General features: G+C 69.1%; 13 protein-coding genes. 8 read left to right on the forward strand and 5 right to left on the reverse strand.

The features are described 5' to 3' along the window. Positions 1–14: 14 nt before the first annotated feature. Complete coding sequence (locus AU198_RS03595) at positions 15–1,457, reverse strand: CCA tRNA nucleotidyltransferase (protein WP_064346120.1); 1,443 nt, start codon at positions 1,455–1,457, stop codon at positions 15–17. A 129-nt stretch (positions 1,458–1,586) separates the two neighbouring features. Here AU198_RS03595 and AU198_RS03600 point away from each other — a divergent pair, with 129 nt between their 5' ends. From AU198_RS03600 to AU198_RS03635, 8 genes are all read left to right on the forward strand, one after another. Beyond that, the gene (locus tag AU198_RS03600; protein WP_082690848.1) at positions 1,587–2,483 is read left to right on the forward strand and encodes an NUDIX hydrolase; all 897 of its coding nucleotides are present in this window, start codon (positions 1,587–1,589) and stop codon (positions 2,481–2,483) included. Beyond that, positions 2,480–4,888, forward strand: a complete 2,409-nt coding sequence (locus AU198_RS03605; protein ID WP_197416013.1) for a hypothetical protein — start codon at positions 2,480–2,482, stop codon at positions 4,886–4,888. The genes AU198_RS03600 and AU198_RS03605 overlap by 4 nt, the downstream gene beginning before the upstream one ends. A 176-nt stretch (positions 4,889–5,064) precedes the next feature. Continuing rightward, positions 5,065–8,583, forward strand: coding sequence for a murein biosynthesis integral membrane protein MurJ (murJ, locus tag AU198_RS03610; RefSeq protein WP_502689264.1), 3,519 nt, complete (start codon positions 5,065–5,067; stop codon positions 8,581–8,583). Between the two features lie 67 nt (positions 8,584–8,650). Then, entirely contained in the window at positions 8,651–9,223 is a 573-nt protein-coding gene (gene sigM / locus AU198_RS03615; RefSeq protein WP_064346122.1) for an RNA polymerase sigma factor SigM, read from the forward strand. Between the two features lie 57 nt (positions 9,224–9,280). After that, the gene (locus AU198_RS03620; RefSeq protein WP_064346123.1) at positions 9,281–9,898 is read left to right on the forward strand and encodes an RsmA family anti-sigma factor; all 618 of its coding nucleotides are present in this window, start codon (positions 9,281–9,283) and stop codon (positions 9,896–9,898) included. Between the two features lie 93 nt (positions 9,899–9,991). Beyond that, positions 9,992–10,963, forward strand: coding sequence for a thioredoxin-disulfide reductase (gene trxB / locus AU198_RS03625; protein WP_064346171.1), 972 nt, complete (start codon positions 9,992–9,994; stop codon positions 10,961–10,963). Between the two features lie 13 nt (positions 10,964–10,976). Beyond that, on the forward strand, positions 10,977–11,312 hold the full coding sequence (gene trxA / locus AU198_RS03630; RefSeq protein WP_064346124.1) for a thioredoxin: 336 nt from the start codon (positions 10,977–10,979) through the stop codon (positions 11,310–11,312). A 154-nt stretch (positions 11,313–11,466) separates the two neighbouring features. Next, a complete protein-coding gene (locus AU198_RS03635) occupies positions 11,467–12,663 on the forward strand; it encodes an N-acetylmuramoyl-L-alanine amidase (protein WP_064346125.1) in 1,197 nt (398 codons plus the stop codon). Here AU198_RS03635 and AU198_RS03640 read toward each other — a convergent pair. The 4 genes from AU198_RS03640 to rsmG all read right to left on the reverse strand — a co-directional run bounded on the left by AU198_RS03640 (position 12,650) and on the right by rsmG (position 16,495). Next, the gene (locus tag AU198_RS03640) at positions 12,650–13,456 is read right to left on the reverse strand and encodes a hypothetical protein (RefSeq protein WP_064346126.1); all 807 of its coding nucleotides are present in this window, start codon (positions 13,454–13,456) and stop codon (positions 12,650–12,652) included. The genes AU198_RS03635 and AU198_RS03640 overlap by 14 nt on opposite strands. Before the next feature lie 207 nt (positions 13,457–13,663). Further along, positions 13,664–14,650, reverse strand: a complete 987-nt coding sequence (locus tag AU198_RS03645) for a ParB/RepB/Spo0J family partition protein (RefSeq protein WP_064346172.1) — start codon at positions 14,648–14,650, stop codon at positions 13,664–13,666. A gap of 106 nt (positions 14,651–14,756) precedes the next feature. Continuing rightward, a complete protein-coding gene (locus tag AU198_RS03650) occupies positions 14,757–15,809 on the reverse strand; it encodes a ParA family protein (RefSeq protein ID WP_082690850.1) in 1,053 nt (350 codons plus the stop codon). Then, positions 15,806–16,495 carry a 16S rRNA (guanine(527)-N(7))-methyltransferase RsmG gene (rsmG, locus tag AU198_RS03655; protein WP_064346127.1) on the reverse strand — a complete coding sequence of 230 codons (690 nt, stop codon included), beginning with the start codon at positions 16,493–16,495 and terminating at the stop codon, positions 15,806–15,808. Before rsmG ends, AU198_RS03650 begins: the two co-directional genes overlap by 4 nt. Between the last annotated feature and the right edge of the window lie 53 nt (positions 16,496–16,548).

Genomic DNA, 16,548 nt, shown 5'->3' on the forward strand with positions numbered 1-16,548 from the left:
TTCGGTGGGCGGGGTTACTGTCCGCCCCGGGCGTTCCACCACGACAGCAGTTCCTCGACGGCCTCGTCGCGCGTCAGCGGTCCGCGGTCGAGGCGCAACTCCTTGAGGTGCTGCCACGCCTGACCGATCTGGGGGCCTGCGGGGATGCCGAGGATTTCCATGATCTCGTTGCCATTGAGGTCGGGGCGCACCCGCGCGAGGTCCTCCTTCTCGGCGAGTTCGGCGATCCGCTGTTCGAGGTCGTCGTAGTTGGCCTGAAGCCGGGCAGCGCGACGCTTGTTGCGCGTCGTGCAGTCCGCGCGCACCAACTTGTGCAGTCGCGGAAGCAGTGGCCCGGCGTCGGTCACGTACCGGCGCACCGCCGAGTCCGTCCACTTGCCGCCGCCGTAGCCGTGGAACCGCAGGTGCAAATACACCAACTGCGATACGTCGTCGACCATCTGCTTGGAGTACTTCAGCGCGCGCAGCCGTTTGCGCGCCATCTTCGCGCCGACCACCTCGTGGTGGTGAAAGCTGACTCCGCCGTCGGGTTCATGCTTGCGGGTCGCGGGCTTGCCGATGTCGTGCAGCAGCGCCGCCCAACGCAACACCAGATCGGGTCCGGAGTCCTCGAGCGCGATCGCCTGCCGCAGCACGGTCAGCGAATGCCAGTAGACGTCCTTGTGCTGGTGGTGCTCGTCGATCGCCATGCGCATCGCCCCCACTTCGGGCAGCACCACATCGCCCAGCCCGGTCTGCACCATCAGATCCACGCCGGCGACCGGGTCGGAGCCCAGCAGCAGCTTGTCCAGTTCGGCGGCCACCCGCTCGGCGGTGATGCGTCCCAGCTGCGGCGCCATGGCCACCAGCGCCGACACCACGCGCGGTGCGACGGTGAACTCCAGCTGCGAGACGAAACGCGCGGCGCGCAGCATCCGCAGCGGGTCGTCGCCGAACGACACCTCGGGTGCGGCGGGGGTGTCGAGCACCTTTGCGCGCAGCGCCGCCAGCCCGTTGAGCGGGTCGTGGAACTCGGCGGGGCCGTCGGCGGTGATATGCACGGCCATCGCGTTGGCGGTGAAGTCGCGTCGCAGCAGGTCGTCGTCGAGGTTGTCACCGAACCGCACCTCCGGATTGCGGGACACCTGGTCGTAGGTGTCGGCGCGATACGTGGTGATCTCGAGACGCTTGTCGCCCTTCCCGACGCCGAGGGTGCCGAATTCGATGCCGGTGTCCCACAGCGAGTCGGCCCACGGCCGCAGCAACTTCTGCATCTGCTCGGGACGGGCGTCGGTGGTGAAGTCCAGATCGGTCAGCGCGCGACCCAGCAGCGCGTCACGGACGCTGCCGCCGACGAGATACAACTCGTGTCCGGCGTCGGCGAAGAGCCTGCCGAGTTCGCCCAGCACCTCGCCGTGGCGGTTGAGCTCCACTTGCGCGGTGGCAAGGAGTTCGGGGTCGGTGGAGGAGGCGGACACGTTCGGACAGCCTAGTCAGGCGACGATCAAGCGGCCCCCGGGCCGCGGAGTCACACAAATGTGCAACGGCTCTATCACGACCGGTGAGTGCGGCGGGGGCCAAAATGCGTGGCAGCTACTATCGCTTGGGTGTCGGACGGCGAACAGGCCAAACCACGACGGCGCCGGGGGCGACGTCGCGGCCGACGCGCGGCAGGTCCGCCCGAGGCCGCACCCGACCCGTCCGCGCAGCCCCGCCACCGCCCCGTTCCGCAACCGCCTCCCGGCCACACCAACGCCGCACCCCAGAACGGCGCCACCGTCGACGGGCACAAGGAGGGCAAGGGCGGGCAGTCCAAGAAGTCGCGGCCGCGGCGGCCACCCGATCGGCTTCGCACCGTCCACGAAACCTCGGCCGGGGGGCTGGTCATCGACGGCATCGACGGCCCAAAGGAAAGTCAGGTCGCCGCACTGATCGGGCGCATCGACCGGCGGGGCCGCATGCTGTGGTCGCTGCCCAAGGGACACATCGAAATGGGTGAGACCGCCGAGCAGACCGCGGTCCGCGAGGTAGCCGAGGAGACCGGTGTCCAGGGCAGCGTGCTCGCCGCGCTGGGCAGCATCGACTACTGGTTCGTCACCGAGGGCCGCCGCGTCCACAAGACCGTGCACCACTACCTCATGCGCTTCCTCGGCGGTGAGCTCTCCGACGAGGACGTCGAAGTCACCGAGGTGGCATGGGTGCCGCTCAAGGAACTGCCCAAGCGACTGGCCTACGCCGACGAACGCCGTCTTGCCGAGGTCGCCGGCGAGCTGATCGACACGCTGCACGCCCACGGCCCGTCGGCGCTGCCGCCGCTGCCTCGCTCGTCGCCGCGGCGACGCCCCCAGACGCACTCGCACACCCGCAACCGTCGTCCCGACGAACGCGCCCAAACGTCCCCGGGGGGCGAGCGGTGGGGGCATCAGCCGCCCGAAGGGCAGGGGGACGAGTCGGGGAAGACCCCGCCCGGCCGCCGGACGAACGGTTGCGGACAGGGCTCGTGACCGCCGCAGCGCTGCCGCGCGCGCTGGCCGCGCTGATCGTGCTCGCGCTGAGCGCTCTGCCGCTCGTGCTACCGCGGGCCGCCGCCGAGCCCGATTCGACCACTTTTCTTCAGGTCCGCGTCGACCGCGTCACTCCCGACGTGGTCACCACCACCAGCGAACCGGTGGTCACCGTCGCGGGCGCCGTCCTCAACGTCGGCGACCGGCCGGTGCGCGATGTGGTCGTGCGGCTGGAGGACGCCGCGGCGGTGCGGACGTCGACCGGCCTGCGCACCAACCTCACCGGCGACGTCGACCAGTTCGAGCCGATCGGCGATTTCGTCCCACTCTCGCCGGAACTCGCTCGGGGACAGGAAGTTCCGTTCACTCTGTCATACCCCCTGAGGTCGGCCGACCGGCCGTCGCTGAGCATCGACGAACCGGGTGTGTACCCGGTGATGGTCAACGTCAACGGCACGCCCGACTACGGCGCGCCCGCCCGCCTCGACGACGCCCGCTTCCTGCTGCCGGTGCTCGGCGTCCCACCCGACCCGGGCGCCGAATCAGGTGACCCGGTCACGGCGATCGCAACCCCCGACACGTCCAAGCCGGTCCAGATGACGTTGCTGTGGCCGATCGCCGACCGCCCCCGTCTGGCCGCGGGCGCGCCGGGCGGCGCCACCCCGGTACGGCTCGTCGACGACGACCTGGCGACCTCGCTGGCGCCCGGCGGACGCCTAGACACGCTGCTGTCGGCCGCCGAGTTCGCCACCAGCCCCCAGGTCGATCCCGACGGGCGGGTGCGCGCCGCGACATGTCTGGCGGTCGACCCTGATCTGCTCGTCACCGTCAACGCGATGACCGGCGGCTACGTCGTCAACAACGGACCCGACGCGGGCCCCGGCACCCCCACCCGCCCCGGCACCGGGCAGGACGCGGCGGTGACGTGGCTGAACCGGCTCAAGAACCTGGCCAACGGCATGTGCGTCGCCTCCACCGTCTACGCGCAGGCCGACCTCGACGCACTGCGTCGTGTCCGCGATCCCGGGCTCAGCCGGATAGCGACCACGTCGGCGGGCGACATCGTCGACCAGATCCTGGGCGTGCCCTCGGTGCGCGGCGCCAGCCTGGTCGGCGACGGTCCGCTGACCGGACCCGCGGTGCGGCTGCTGTCGGACCAGGGCGGCCAGACGGTGGCCGTCGCGGCCGCCGAATCGGGGTCGGACGACGGGACCGACGTCGCGGACTCCGGCGTCGCCGACATCGCGCCGGTTCGCTACACACCGCAGGTCGTCGCGGCGCCCTTCGATCCGGCCGTCGGGGCGGCGCTGGCCGCCGCCGGCACCGATCCCGTGGCGCCGGGATACCTCGACCCGTCCCTCGACATCCCGCTGCAACACGATTCGGCGGTGGCGCGGCGCCAGGACGCCCTCGGGGCCATGCTGTGGCGCTCCCTCAATCCGGACATCGGCCCACGCACCCAGATCCTGATGCCGCCGATGGCGTGGAGCCTCGGACCCGACGACGCCCGGGCATTGTTCCGAGCGGTCACCACCGCGATCAACGCCGGACTCGCCGAGCCGCGACCGCTGACCGCGGTGATCGGCGAAGGCAGCGCTATTCCGCCCGACGACATGGCCCCGCTGCCCAGCAACGAGCTGGGCGACCCCAACGCCCGGTTCGACGACGCCGTCGTATCGGGTATCGCGGCGGTCACCGGGCGGCTGTGGGGACTGACCGCGGCGCTGACCACCGACGAACGCACCGGGCTGACCGGATACGGCTACACCGCCCCGCTGCGCGAGGACATGCTGCGCGCGCTGAGCCAGTCGGTGCCCCCCGACACCCGCAACGGCCTTGCACAGCAACGACTCACGACGGTCGGGCACACCGTCGACGACATCTTCGGGGCGGTCACGATCGTCAATCCGGGCGGGGCCTACACGCTGGCGACCGAACGCAGCCCGCTGCCGCTCGCGCTGCGCAACGACCTGCCGGTACCGATACGGGTCCGCCTCGACGTCGACGCGCCACCGGGGATGACGGTCACCGACATGGGCGAGATCGTGCTGCCGCCGGGCTACCTTCCGTTGCGGGTTCCCATCGAGGTGCACTTCACCCAGCGGTTCGCCGTCGACGTCGCGCTACGCACGGTCGACGGCCTGCCGCTCGGGGAACCGGTGCGGTTGTCAGTGCACTCGAACGCCTACGGCAAGGTGCTGTTCTTCATCACGCTCTCGGCGGGCGCCGTCCTCGTGCTGCTGGCCGGCCGTCGGCTCTGGCACCGGTTCCGCGGCCAGCCCGATCCCGCCGACCTCGACCGGCCCGACCCGCTCGAAGTGGCGCTGCACTACGACGACGACACCCACGCACCGCTGAGCCGAGCCGGACGCCGGGGCTCGGGCACCCGCGGCGGTGCAGGGTGAGCGCCCCCGGGCCGCCGCCTCGGTCCCATCCGCCGGCACCGCCCCGAACATGGCCCGGCCACACGCCTGCCCCTCCCCCACCGCCGAGCATTCCCCGGCGCGAGCCTCCGCCCCGGCTCAGCCGCGGCCCGGCCCCCCGCCGCCGCGCCGGCCGCGAAGAACTGTCCGACGCGGCGGTGGTCTCGCGTTCGTGGGGTATGGCGGTCGCGACGCTGGTCAGCCGGCTCACCGGATTCGCGCGCATCGTCTTACTCGCGACCATCCTCGGCGCCGCGCTCACCAGCGCGTTCTCGGTGGCCTACCAGCTGCCGAACCTGATCGCGGCGCTCGTCCTCGAGGCCACGTTCACCGCGATCTTCGTGCCCGTGCTGGCGCGCGCCGAGCGCGACGATCCCGACAACGGCACCGCGTTCATCCGCCGCCTCGTCACGCTGACGACGACACTGCTGCTGATCATCACCGCGCTGTCGGTGGCGTCGGCGCCGATGCTCGTCGACCTCATGCTCGGCGGCGATCCCGAGGTCAACCGCGACCTGACCACCGCGTTCGCCTACCTGTTACTGCCGCAGGTGCTGTTCTACGGGTTGTCGTCGGTGTTCATGGCAATCCTGAACACGCGCAACGTATTCGGGCCGCCCGCCTGGGCGCCGGTGTGCAACAACATCGTCGCCATAGTGACGCTCGGCGTGTATCTCATTGTCCCCGGCGAACTCTCGGTCGACCCGGTGAAGATGGGCAACGCGAAACTCCTCGTGCTGGGTATCGGCATGACCCTCGGAACGGTCACCCAGGTCATGGTGCTTCTGGTCGCGATCCGCCGCGAACGCATCAGCCTTCGCCCGCTGTGGGGCATCGACGAACGGATGAAGCAGTTCGGTGCGATGGCCTCGGCGATGGTGCTGTACGTGTTGATCAGCCAGATCGGGCTGATCGTCGGCAACCGAATCGCCAGTGGCGCCGCGGCTTCCGGGCCGGCGATCTACAACTACACGTGGCTGGTGCTGCAGTTGCCGTTCGGCATGATCGGGGTGACGGTGCTGACCGTCGTGATGCCGCGGTTGAGCCGCAACGCGGCCTCCAACGACCAACGCGCGGTGCTCGCCGACCTCTCGCTGGCCACCCGGCTGACGATGGTGACGCTCATCCCGATCGTCGCGCTGATGACGGTCGGCGGCCCGGCCATCGGCAGCGCGCTGTTCGCCTACGGCAATTTCGGTGAGGTCGACGCCAACTACCTCGGTATGGCGATCACGCTGTCGGCGTTCACCCTGATCCCCTACGCGCTTGTGCTGCTGCAACTTCGGGTGTTCTACGCGCGCCAACAACCGTGGACGCCGATCCTGCTGATCGTCGTGATCACGACGGTCAAGATCATTGCCTCGCTGATCGCGCCCCACCTCACGGACGACCCCGACCTGGTGGCCGGCTACCTCGGGACGGCCAACGGACTGGGCTTCGTCGCGGGTGCGGTGGTCGGCTACTTCCTGTTGCGGGCCAATCTCGACCCGCCGGGCGGCCGGCTCATCAACCTGCAAGTGGTGCGCACGGTGCTGGTCACGATCGCCGCCTCACTGCTGGCCGCGATGGCGGGCCAGGTCGCCGACAAACTGTTCAGCCTGGAGTCGCTGACCCGCAACTGGGGCGGCGCCGGTTCCCTGCTGCGTCTGGTCGTGCTGGGCGTGGTCATGGTGCCGATCATCGTCGGCGTCCTCCTCGGAGCGCGTGTCCCGGAGGCCCAGGTGGCCCTCGATGCGGTCCGGCGCCGACTCGGCGCTCGCACCGGGCGCGACGGGGTAGCTGTCGCGGTCGCCGACCGGCCACGGACGCGCACCCCTCTCCCGTACCCTGAACAGAGGAATTCGTCCGCACCAGGGCGTCGGCACAGCCCGCCGGCCGTCCGGCGCGGACCACCTGCCCCCGTTGCCGGGGACTGGATGCGGAAAGGACCAGCGGTGAGCGACGAACCCGCAGGCGGCTCCGCGCCCACACCCGAGACCGCGACCAAGAAGCTCCCGACCGGGCAGTCCGACGTCGTCGCCGACGACCTGCGGCCCGACGTGCCCGACCCCGGTCAGACCACGGAGTTCGCCGCCGAGAGCGGCACGACTCGGTTGCCGGTGTCGGGTCGGCCGCCCGCGGATTACGGCGGCGACCCCACCCGTGAGCCCCTCGCGTTCGACCCGCCGCGCGAACCGGCCATCGAGGCCGCGACCTCCGACGAGGACGTCCACCTCATCCCGGGGGCGATGGTCGGTGGCGGCCGTTATCGCCTTTTGGTGTTCCACGGCGGCCCGCCGACGTTGCAGTTCTGGCAGGCACTCGACACCGCCCTAGATCGCCAGGTGGCGCTCACCTTTGTCGACCCGGACAACACCCTGTCCGATGCGACGCTGCGCGAGATCCTCACCCGCACACGCAAACTGAGCAGCATCGACATGCCCGGTATCGCGAGGGTGCTCGATGTGGTCAACACCGGATCGGGCGGGCTGGTGGTCTCGGAGTGGATCCGGGGCGGCTCGTTGACCGAGGTTGCCGACACCTCGCCGTCTCCGATCGGCGGCGCCAGGGCGATGCAGTCGCTGGCGGCGGCCGCCGAGGCCGCGCACCGAGCCGGAGTCGCCCTCTCGCTCGACCACCCGGGTCGTGTCCGGGTCAGCATCGAAGGTGACGTCGCGCTGGCCTTCCCGGCGACGCTGCCCGACGCGACACCCGAGGACGACATCCGCGGAATCGGGGCGGCGCTGTACGCGCTGCTGATCAACCGGTGGCCGCTGCCCGAGCACGGGGTTCGCAGCGGCCTGGCACCCGCCGACCTCGACTCCGCCGGACAACCGATCGAACCCCGCGCCGTCGACCGCCAGATCCCCTTCCAGATCTCGGCCGCCGCGGCGCGCGCCGTGCAGGAAGGCGGCGGCATCCGCAGCGCGCCGACCCTGTTGAACCTGCTCCAACAGGCCACCGCCATCGCCGACCGCACCGAGCTGATCTCTCCGGTCGATGAAGCCGACCGCTCCGCGACACCGGGAGTCGCCGGCGGTACCGACCCGGAGACCGAGGCGCGCCGACGCAAGGCGCTCATGATCGGGCTCGGCGTCGGCGGCGCCATCGTCGTGATCGCGCTCGTGGTGCTGGCGACGGTGCTGAGCTCGATCTTCGGTGACGTCGGCGACGGTCTCGGCGGCGACCGGCTCGGGCTGAACGACCCGACCACCAGCGAGTCGGCCGAAGGCAGCACCGACAGCGGCAATGTCGTCAAACCGACTGCGGTGACGGTCTTCTCACCCGAAGGCGAGGCCGATGCCCCGGCCGATGCACCCAAGGCGATCGACGGCGACAAGTCCACGGTGTGGCCGATCGACACCTACACCGACTCCGTGCCCTTCCCGAACTTCAAGAACGGCGTCGGGCTGATGCTGCAACTGCCGCAGTCCACCACGGTCGGCGAGGTCGACATCGACCTCAACAGCACCGGTACGGCCGTCGAGATCCGCTCCGCGCAGACACCGACGCCGTCCTCGCTGGCCGACACCACCGTGCTGACACCGGCCACCCAGCTCAAGCCGGGCTCCAACACCATCAAGGTCGAGAACGCCTCGCCCACCTCCAACCTGCTGGTCTGGGTGTCGACCCTCGGCCAGGTCAACGGCCAGAGCCGGTCCGACATCGCCGAGGTCACGGTCCGGTCGGCGTCCTGACCTGATTCATCCCCAGCCCGGCAAAGATGTGTCGGGAGGCACCCGCGTAGCCGTTTAGTGTTCGGCTGTGGGGACCTTTGGGGGGCAGGCCCGGGAACGCAGCGACGCGGAGTTGCTCGCCGCGCATGTGGCCGGTGACCGCTATGCGTTCGAGGAGTTGTTCTACCGCCACCACCGTCAGCTGTACCGGCTCGCGCGCATCACCAGCCGCAACCCCGACGACGCCGCCGACGCGCTGCAGGACGCGATGCTCAAGGCGCACCGACGCGCGCCCGCCTTCCGCTACGACGCGGCCGTGAGCAGTTGGCTGTACCGGATCGTGGTGAACTCGTGCCTGGATCGGTTGCGGCGCAACAAAACCCGCACCGCCGAGATGTTGTCCAAGGACCAGGGGCACATCGGTGACCCGGCCTCGCGGGTGGACACCGCGATCGTCGTCGAGCGGGCACTGATGCGGTTACCCGTCGAACAACGCGCCGCGGTGGTGGCCGTCGACATGCAGGGGTACTCGGTGGCCGAGGCCGCCCGCATGCTCGGCGTGCCCGAAGGCACCGTCAAGAGCCGGTGTTCGCGTGCCAGAACCAAACTGGCCGAGGCGCTCGAGTACTTCGACACCGAAACCACCGCCCGCACCGACTGAGGGGAACCGCGGACATATCCGCCGCGTCTTACGTGTCGTGGTGGAGACTGGCTAGCGATGCAGACCGGAACGGACGACGATTCGGATCCGGCGGTCGAGCGGGTGCGCCGCGGGCTGGCCGAATTGGCGCACGACGAGGACTCAGCGCCGGAGGTGCCGGCGGGCGTGACCGCACGCATCGGTGCCGCGTTACGCGCGGCCGGTGAACCTCGTCACACGGTCGAACGGCCCCGGCTCCGCCGACCGCAGGTTCTCGGGCTGGTCACCGGCCTTGCCGCCGTAACCGCCGGGGTGGTCATCGGCACCTCGATGCTGGGCCGCGAGCCCACCCCGCGGTTCTCCCAGCCCGGGCCGACCGCCGAGCGCATCACCCTGTCGCGGCGCCCGCCCGCCTTCCCGCTGACCGATCCGCAGCTCACCGGCCTCCTGTCGGCGCCACCCGAGTACGGGCCGCTGTCCGATCCGCGCCGCCGCGCCGCCTGCCTCGAGGGATTGGGCCACGCGGCGACCACGCCCATCCTCGGAGCGCGGGCCGTCGAGATGGCCGGCCGTCCGGCCGTCGTGCTGCTCCTGCCGGCACGCGCGACAACCGAGGTCCTCGCGGTGGCCGTCGACGCGGCATGCCATGCGGCGCACAGTGGGTTGCTCGCCGAGACCGTGGTCAAACGACCGTAGTCTGTCCCCCGAGGTTGTTCGGAAACTCCGGGAACACCAGCGCCTACGCTGATGTTCTTACCGGTGTCGCGGAAACGCGGCAGAAAGGCGCTCATGACCACCACATCCACGGTTCACGATCTGATCATCATCGGATCCGGCCCGGCCGGCTACACCGCAGCGATTTACGCGGCGCGTGCGCAGCTCAAGCCCCTGGTGTTCGAAGGCGTCCAGTTCGGCGGCGCGCTGATGACCACCACCGAGGTGGAGAACTATCCCGGCTTCCGCAACGGCATCACCGGTCCGGAGCTGATGGACGAGATGCGCGAGCAGGCGTTGCGCTTCGGCGCCGACCTGCGCATGGACGACGTCGACGCCGTCTCACTGGACGGCGCGATCAAGAGCGTCACGGTCGGCGACGACACCTACCGGGCGCGCGCGGTCATCCTCGCGATGGGGGCTGCGGCGCGGCACCTGGGCGTGCCGGGCGAGGAGGCCCTGATGGGCATGGGCGTGAGCACATGCGCGACGTGTGACGGCTTCTTCTTCCGCGACGAGGACATCATCGTCGTCGGCGGTGGCGATTCGGCGATGGAAGAGGCGATCTTCTTGACCAAGTTCGCCCGCAGCGTCACGCTGGTGCACCGTCGCGACGAGTTCCGCGCCTCGCGGATCATGCTGGACCGCGCGCGTGCGAACGAGAAGATCACGTTCCTGACCAACACCGACGTCCTCGAGATCGAGGGCAGCCCGAAGGTCAGCGGAGTCCGGTTGCGCAACAAGGTGACCGGCGAGGAGTCGAAGCTGGCCGTCACCGGTGTGTTCGTCGCGATCGGCCACGACCCGCGTTCGGATCTGGTTCGCGGCCAGGTCGACCTCGACGAGGACGGTTACGTCCTCACGCAGCAGGGTTCGACCAGCACCTCGATCGAAGGCGTCTTTGCCGCAGGCGATCTCGTCGACCGCACCTACCGCCAGGCCATCACCGCCGCGGGCACCGGCTGCTCGGCGTCCATCGACGCCGAACGCTGGCTTGCCGAAATCGGTTCTGGCCCAAGCGATGAAACCATCGAAACACCAGTTTGATAGGAGCATCCCAATGACCGAGAGCACCGGATCCACGGTAGCGGTGACCGACGACTCGTTCTCCTCCGACGTGTTGTCCAGCAGCACACCGGTGCTGGTGGACTTCTGGGCGACCTGGTGCGGTCCGTGCAAGATGATCGCCCCGGTGCTCGAGGAGATCGCCACCGAGAAGGCGGGCACATTGACGGTCGCCAAGCTCGACGTCGACGCCAACCCCGTCACGGCCCGCGATTTCCAGGTGGTGTCGATCCCGACGCTGATCGTGTTCAAAGACGGCTCCCCGGTGAAGCGGATCGTCGGCGCAAAAGGCAAGGCTGCGCTGCTGCGCGAGCTCAGCGACGTGCTCTAACCATGCTCTAGCGGGCGTTCGGCGCCGCAATCCGGGGCGCGGACACCGGCCTGGGGTTTTCTTGAATCGGCGAAGTGTCTGCGACAATCGTGCCTAGCCCGTCAACTTGGTCGGCGCCCTCGCGCAGCTGACAACCGTGACTGAAAGGCCGCATATGTCCAGTCTGCGTCGCGGTGACCGCGGGTCCGCGGTCACCGAGATCAGGGCTGCTTTGACGGCACTGGGCATGCTCGAGAACTCCGATGAGGAGATCACCACCGGCAGGCATATCGCGCTGGACCTGTTCGACGCCGAACTCGACCACGCCGTGCGGGCCTTTCAGCAGCATCGCGGTCTGCTGGTCGACGGGATCGTCGGCGAAGCGACTTACCGTGCGCTCAAAGAGGCGTCGTATCGGCTCGGTGCCCGCACGCTCAGCCACCAGTTCGGCGCCCCGATGTTCGGCGACGACGTCGCGACGCTGCAGGCCCGCCTCCAGGACCTCGGCTTCTACACCGGTCTTGTCGACGGGCATTTCGGTCTGAGTACGCACAACGCGTTGATGTCATACCAGCGCGAATACGGTCTGTACCCCGACGGGATCTGCGGCCCGGAGACGTTGCGCTCCTTGTACTTTTTGGGATCGCGCGTCACCGGCGGTTCTCCGCATGCGATTCGCGAGGAGGAGCTGGTGCGCCGCTCCGGTCCCCGGCTCTCGGGTAAGCGCATCATCATCGACCCGGGCCGCGGCGGTGACGACCACGGTCAGATCATGCAGGGTCCGGGCGGGCCGATCAGTGAGTCAGACATCCTGTGGGACTTGGCGAGTCGGCTCGAGGGCCGGATGACCGCGATCGGTATGGAGACGTTTCTGTCGCGGCCGGCCAACCGTGCACCCTCGGATGCGGAACGTGCCGCGACCGCGAACGCCGTCGGCGCCGACCTGATGATCAGCCTGCGCTGTGCCACCCAGCCCAGTCCCGCCGCCAACGGTGTCGCGTCGTTCCACTTCGGGAACTCACACGGCTCGGTGTCCACCATCGGACGCAATCTCGCCGACTTCATTCAACGAGAAGTGGTCGCCCGCACCGGGTTACGTGACTGCCGCACGCATGGGCGGACGTGGGACCTGTTGCGTCTGACCCGGATGCCGACGGTGCAGGTCGACGTCGGCTACATCACCAACCCGCAAGACCGGGCCATGCTGGTGTCCTCCCAGGCGCGCGACGCGATCGCCGAGGGCATGCTCGCGGCCGTGAAACGGCTCTACCTGCTCGGCAAGAACGACCGTCCCACAGGCACTTTCACGTTCGCCGAACTGCTCGCCCACGAGCTCTCGGTCGAGCAGGCCGGGCGCGTCAGCCCCTCTTGACCCCACGCGCGGTCACGCCCACCGAACCCGCGCCCGCCCCGACCGGCTGACGTATCTGCGCGAATTCGAACAACCGCTCCAACGCCGCTTCGACATCGGCCTTCCACCCCAGCCCCTGCTCCAACTCGAGGCGTAGCCGCGGGAAGTAGCGGTGCTGGGCGACCACGACGAAGCCCGCATCCAGAAGTAGGTCGGCGTCGAGCACGCACTGTTCGACCGAGCAGTCGCCGAGGACCTCGACGACCGGGCGCAACGCCGGCGTCACCGCACCCGGTTCGGCAAGCTCGCTGACTTCGGCGGTGTGGGCGAACGCTTCGAGCGCGCGGGCTCCGCGCCGAACCAGGTCCCCCACCACCGCCGCGATCAGCGCGCGCGACAATCCCTCGGAGTCCTCACCGGATTCGATGCCCAGCGATGTGAGCAGTACCGCGTCGGCGCTGACCGGAGCGGTCGGGAAGCGGTGTGCGCGCGGGACGGCGCCGGGCGGCGCGTAGAACGCGTAGCCCAGGCACGCCTCGTCGCCGCGTAGCGGAGCGGGCCCGTCGTCGGACTCGCCGTCGGCACACTGCACCGCGACCTGACCGCACGATCCCCACTCGAGCATGACCATCGACAGCCATGCCTCTTTCTCGAATTCGGGATCCGAGAGGTGGTCGTCGACGCCCGGGACCGCGGCGCCGGTCGCGTCCCGCCCGAGGGTCAGGGGATCGACCTCCCAATACACGCAGCGGCGGGCATGCTTGGGCAACTGCTCGAACGCTTCGAGCCGTAGAGGCGTGATGCGTGCCGACACTAGACTCCCCGAGTCCTACGCGGTGCAGAGGTGCACCGCTGCCCCTTCAGGATAGAAGGGTGCGCACACCTCGACGCTCCGTTTTTCCGGCCTCTCGCGTCGAGCGACGAAACATGTTGTGTCACAGGTGGTTTCCTTCGAAGGGCGGCGGTCATGCCGGTGAGACCCGGGTTGTGTCACAGTGACGTAATTACCCGGTGTGGTAGGTCACCGTTCGGATGCGCTCATCAGTTCGACTATGCGCTGGAGATCGTCCACCGACCCGAATTCGACCACGATCTTGCCCTTGCGTTTGCCGAGGCTGACGGTGACCCGCGTATCGAAGGCCGTGGACAGCCGCTCGGCAACATCCTGGAGGCCGGGCATGTTGATCGGCTTGCGCTTGGGCGCCGCCGGCGCCGACGGGCCCGCGCTGTTGGCGAGCGTGACCGCTTCCTCGGTCGCTCGTACCGACAGTCCCTCGGCGACGATGCGCGCGGCCAGCTCCTCCTGCTTCTCCGGCCCCCCTTCGAGCGACAGGAGCGCACGCGCATGTCCGGCTGAGAGCACCCCGGCGGCTACCCGGCGCTGCACGGCGATGGGCAGGCGCAGCAATCGGATCATGTTCGTGATCACCGGCCGCGAGCGCCCGATTCGCGAGGCCAGTTCATCGTGGGTGACCTCGAATTCGTCGAGCAGCTGTTGGTAGGCGGCCGCCTCCTCGAGCGGGTTCAGCTGCGCGCGGTGGATGTTCTCCAACAACGCGTCGCGCAGCATGCTGTCGTCGGTGGTCTCGCGGACGATCGCCGGAATGGTGGCGAGGCCGGCCTGCTGGGCTGCGCGCCAGCGCCGCTCCCCCATCACGAGTTGGTAGCGGGGCGCCCCCGGTTCGGGCTGCGCAAGCGTACGCACGACGATCGGCTGCATGAGACCGAACTCGCGGATCGAGTGGACGAGCTCGGCGAGCGCCTCCTCGTCGAAGACCTGACGCGGCTGGCGCGGATTCGGTTCGATCGACGCGGGGTCGATCTCGCGGTACACCGCGCCCACCTCGTTGGTCGCGCCACCGTTCGACGGTCCGCCGATCACGACATCGGCCGCCGCGTCGCCCAACCGCGGACCGAGTCCGGACTGGTCACCGTCGGCGGGTCCGGTGGGAATGAGCGATGCCAGGCCGCGGCCGAGTCCGCTGCGCTTGCGGGTGGGTTGGCTCATCATTTTCTCCTCTTCGCGCAAGCGCTCATCGGTACGTTCTGCCTTTCTACGCAAACGCTCATCGGTTGTTCCGGTTTTGGACCGGTCTGTGCTCTGGCGCAGGCGCTCATCGGTGCTCCGCGATCTCACGGCTCGCATCCAGGTAGCTCATCGCTCCGCGCGAACCCGGGTCGTAGCCGAGGATCGTCATTCCGTAACCGGGCGCCTCGGACACTTTGACGCTGCGCGGGATGACGGTGCGCAGCACCTTGTCGCCGAAGTGGGCCCGCACATCGGAGGCGACTTGGTCGGCGAGCTTGGTTCGTCCGTCGTACATCGTGAGGATCACCGTGGTCACGTCGAGTTGTGGATTGAGGTGTGCCTTGACCATCTCGATCGTGCGCATCAGCTGGCCGACGCCTTCCAGTGCGTAGTACTCGCACTGGATCGGGATCAGCACCTCGGGTGCGGCGACGAACGCATTGATGGTCAGTAGGCCGAGCGATGGCGGACAGTCGATGAACACGTAGTCGAAGTTGAACTCCGTGAGCGACGCGAGCGCCGAGCGCAACCGTCCTTCGCGCGCCACCATGCTGACCAACTCGATCTCTGCGCCGGCCAGGTCGATGGTCGCCGGCACGCAGTAGAGCCGCTCGTTGTGAGGGCTCCGCTGCAGGGCGTCACGCAACGGGATCTCCCCGATCAACACCTCGTACGACGACGGTGTCCCCGGCCGGTGCTCGATGCCCAGCGCAGTGCTCGCATTGCCCTGCGGGTCGAGGTCGATGACGAGCGTCTGCAGGCCCTGTAGAGCGAGCGCCGCCGCGATGTTGACGGCCGTGGTGGTCTTGCCCACTCCGCCTTTCTGGTTGGCGATGGTGAACACTCGCTGCCGATCGGGTCGTGGGAGGCTGCCCTTCGACGCGGCGTGAAGCAGTCGCACGGCGCGTTCTGCCTCGGCGCCGATCGGGGTGTCGATGGCGACGGGATCCTCCCACTGGTCCTGGGCCGGCTTCTCCGGCCAGTTCTCTTCGGGGGCGGTGGCGGTGCCGGACGAGGTTTCACGTGAAACATCGGGCACGGCGCCGTTGGTCGCGGCCGCTCTGGTTTCACGTGAAACATTCGCGGGGCGGTCGACGGGTGCCGCGGGCCCATGCGCCCCATTCTGCGGCGCCGTCATCCGCGTCCCCTGCCCGTTGGACGGTACGTTCCCGCCTTCACCCGCCGTGCCACGACGACGGTCGCGGGTGGATCCAAGTAGTTCGCGCCACACCTCATCACCCTTACATCGGCCGCGCCGAGCGACGCCATCACACGCCGATGGTCGCGGATCTCCTCTTCGGCACGCTCGCCTTTCAGGGCGAGCATGTGGCCGTCGACGCGAAGGAGCGGCATGCTCCATCGGGTCAGCTTGTCCAGGGAGGCCACCGCCCGGGACACCACTACGTCGGTCTCCCCCAATTGGTTTCTTACCCCCGGTTCCTCGGCCCGGCCGCGCACGACCGCCACGTCGATCCGCAGTTCGTCGACCACTTCGCGCAGGAACTCGCTGCGTCGCATAAGTGGTTCGATAAGCGTCACCTGGAGGTCGGGTCGGGCCAACGCCAACGGTATCCCGGGAAGGCCGGCGCCACTACCGATGTCGGCGACTCGGTCGTCGGGCCCGACGAGTTCGGACAGCGCCGCGCTGTTGAGGATATGGCGGTCCCAGATCCGGTCGACTTCGCGCGGACCGATCAGGCCGCGTTCGACGCCGGCGCCCGCCAGCGCCGCGGCGTAACGCTCGATCAGGCCGAGACGCTCCTTGAACAAGGAGGCGGCCGCGTCCGGCGGCGCCGACACCTCCCCATGTTTCACGTGAAACATCCTCCGGATCGTCGCGTCGGACCGACACGCCAACGAACTACACAGCTGTAACT

The sequence above is a fragment of the Mycobacterium sp. GA-1199 genome (assembly GCF_001500045.1).
In the GTDB taxonomy this organism is placed as follows: Bacteria; Actinomycetota; Actinomycetes; order Mycobacteriales; family Mycobacteriaceae; genus Mycobacterium.

What these genes read in the sequence shown, in the direction of transcription:
- AU198_RS03620 (WP_064346123.1), top strand. Translation starts at nt 9,281, where the DNA reads ATGCAGACCGGAACGGACGACGATTCGGATCCGGCGGTCGAGCGGGTG.
- trxB (WP_064346171.1), top strand. Translation starts at nt 9,992, where the DNA reads ATGACCACCACATCCACGGTTCACGATCTGATCATCATCGGATCCGGC.
- trxA (WP_064346124.1), top strand. Translation starts at nt 10,977, where the DNA reads ATGACCGAGAGCACCGGATCCACGGTAGCGGTGACCGACGACTCGTTC.
- AU198_RS03635 (WP_064346125.1), top strand. Translation starts at nt 11,467, where the DNA reads ATGTCCAGTCTGCGTCGCGGTGACCGCGGGTCCGCGGTCACCGAGATC.
- AU198_RS03645 (WP_064346172.1), bottom strand. Translation starts at nt 14,650, where the DNA reads ATGAGCCAACCCACCCGCAAGCGCAGCGGACTCGGCCGCGGCCTGGCA.
- AU198_RS03650 (WP_082690850.1), bottom strand. Translation starts at nt 15,809, where the DNA reads ATGACGGCGCCGCAGAATGGGGCGCATGGGCCCGCGGCACCCGTCGAC.
- rsmG (WP_064346127.1), bottom strand. Translation starts at nt 16,495, where the DNA reads ATGTTTCACGTGAAACATGGGGAGGTGTCGGCGCCGCCGGACGCGGCC.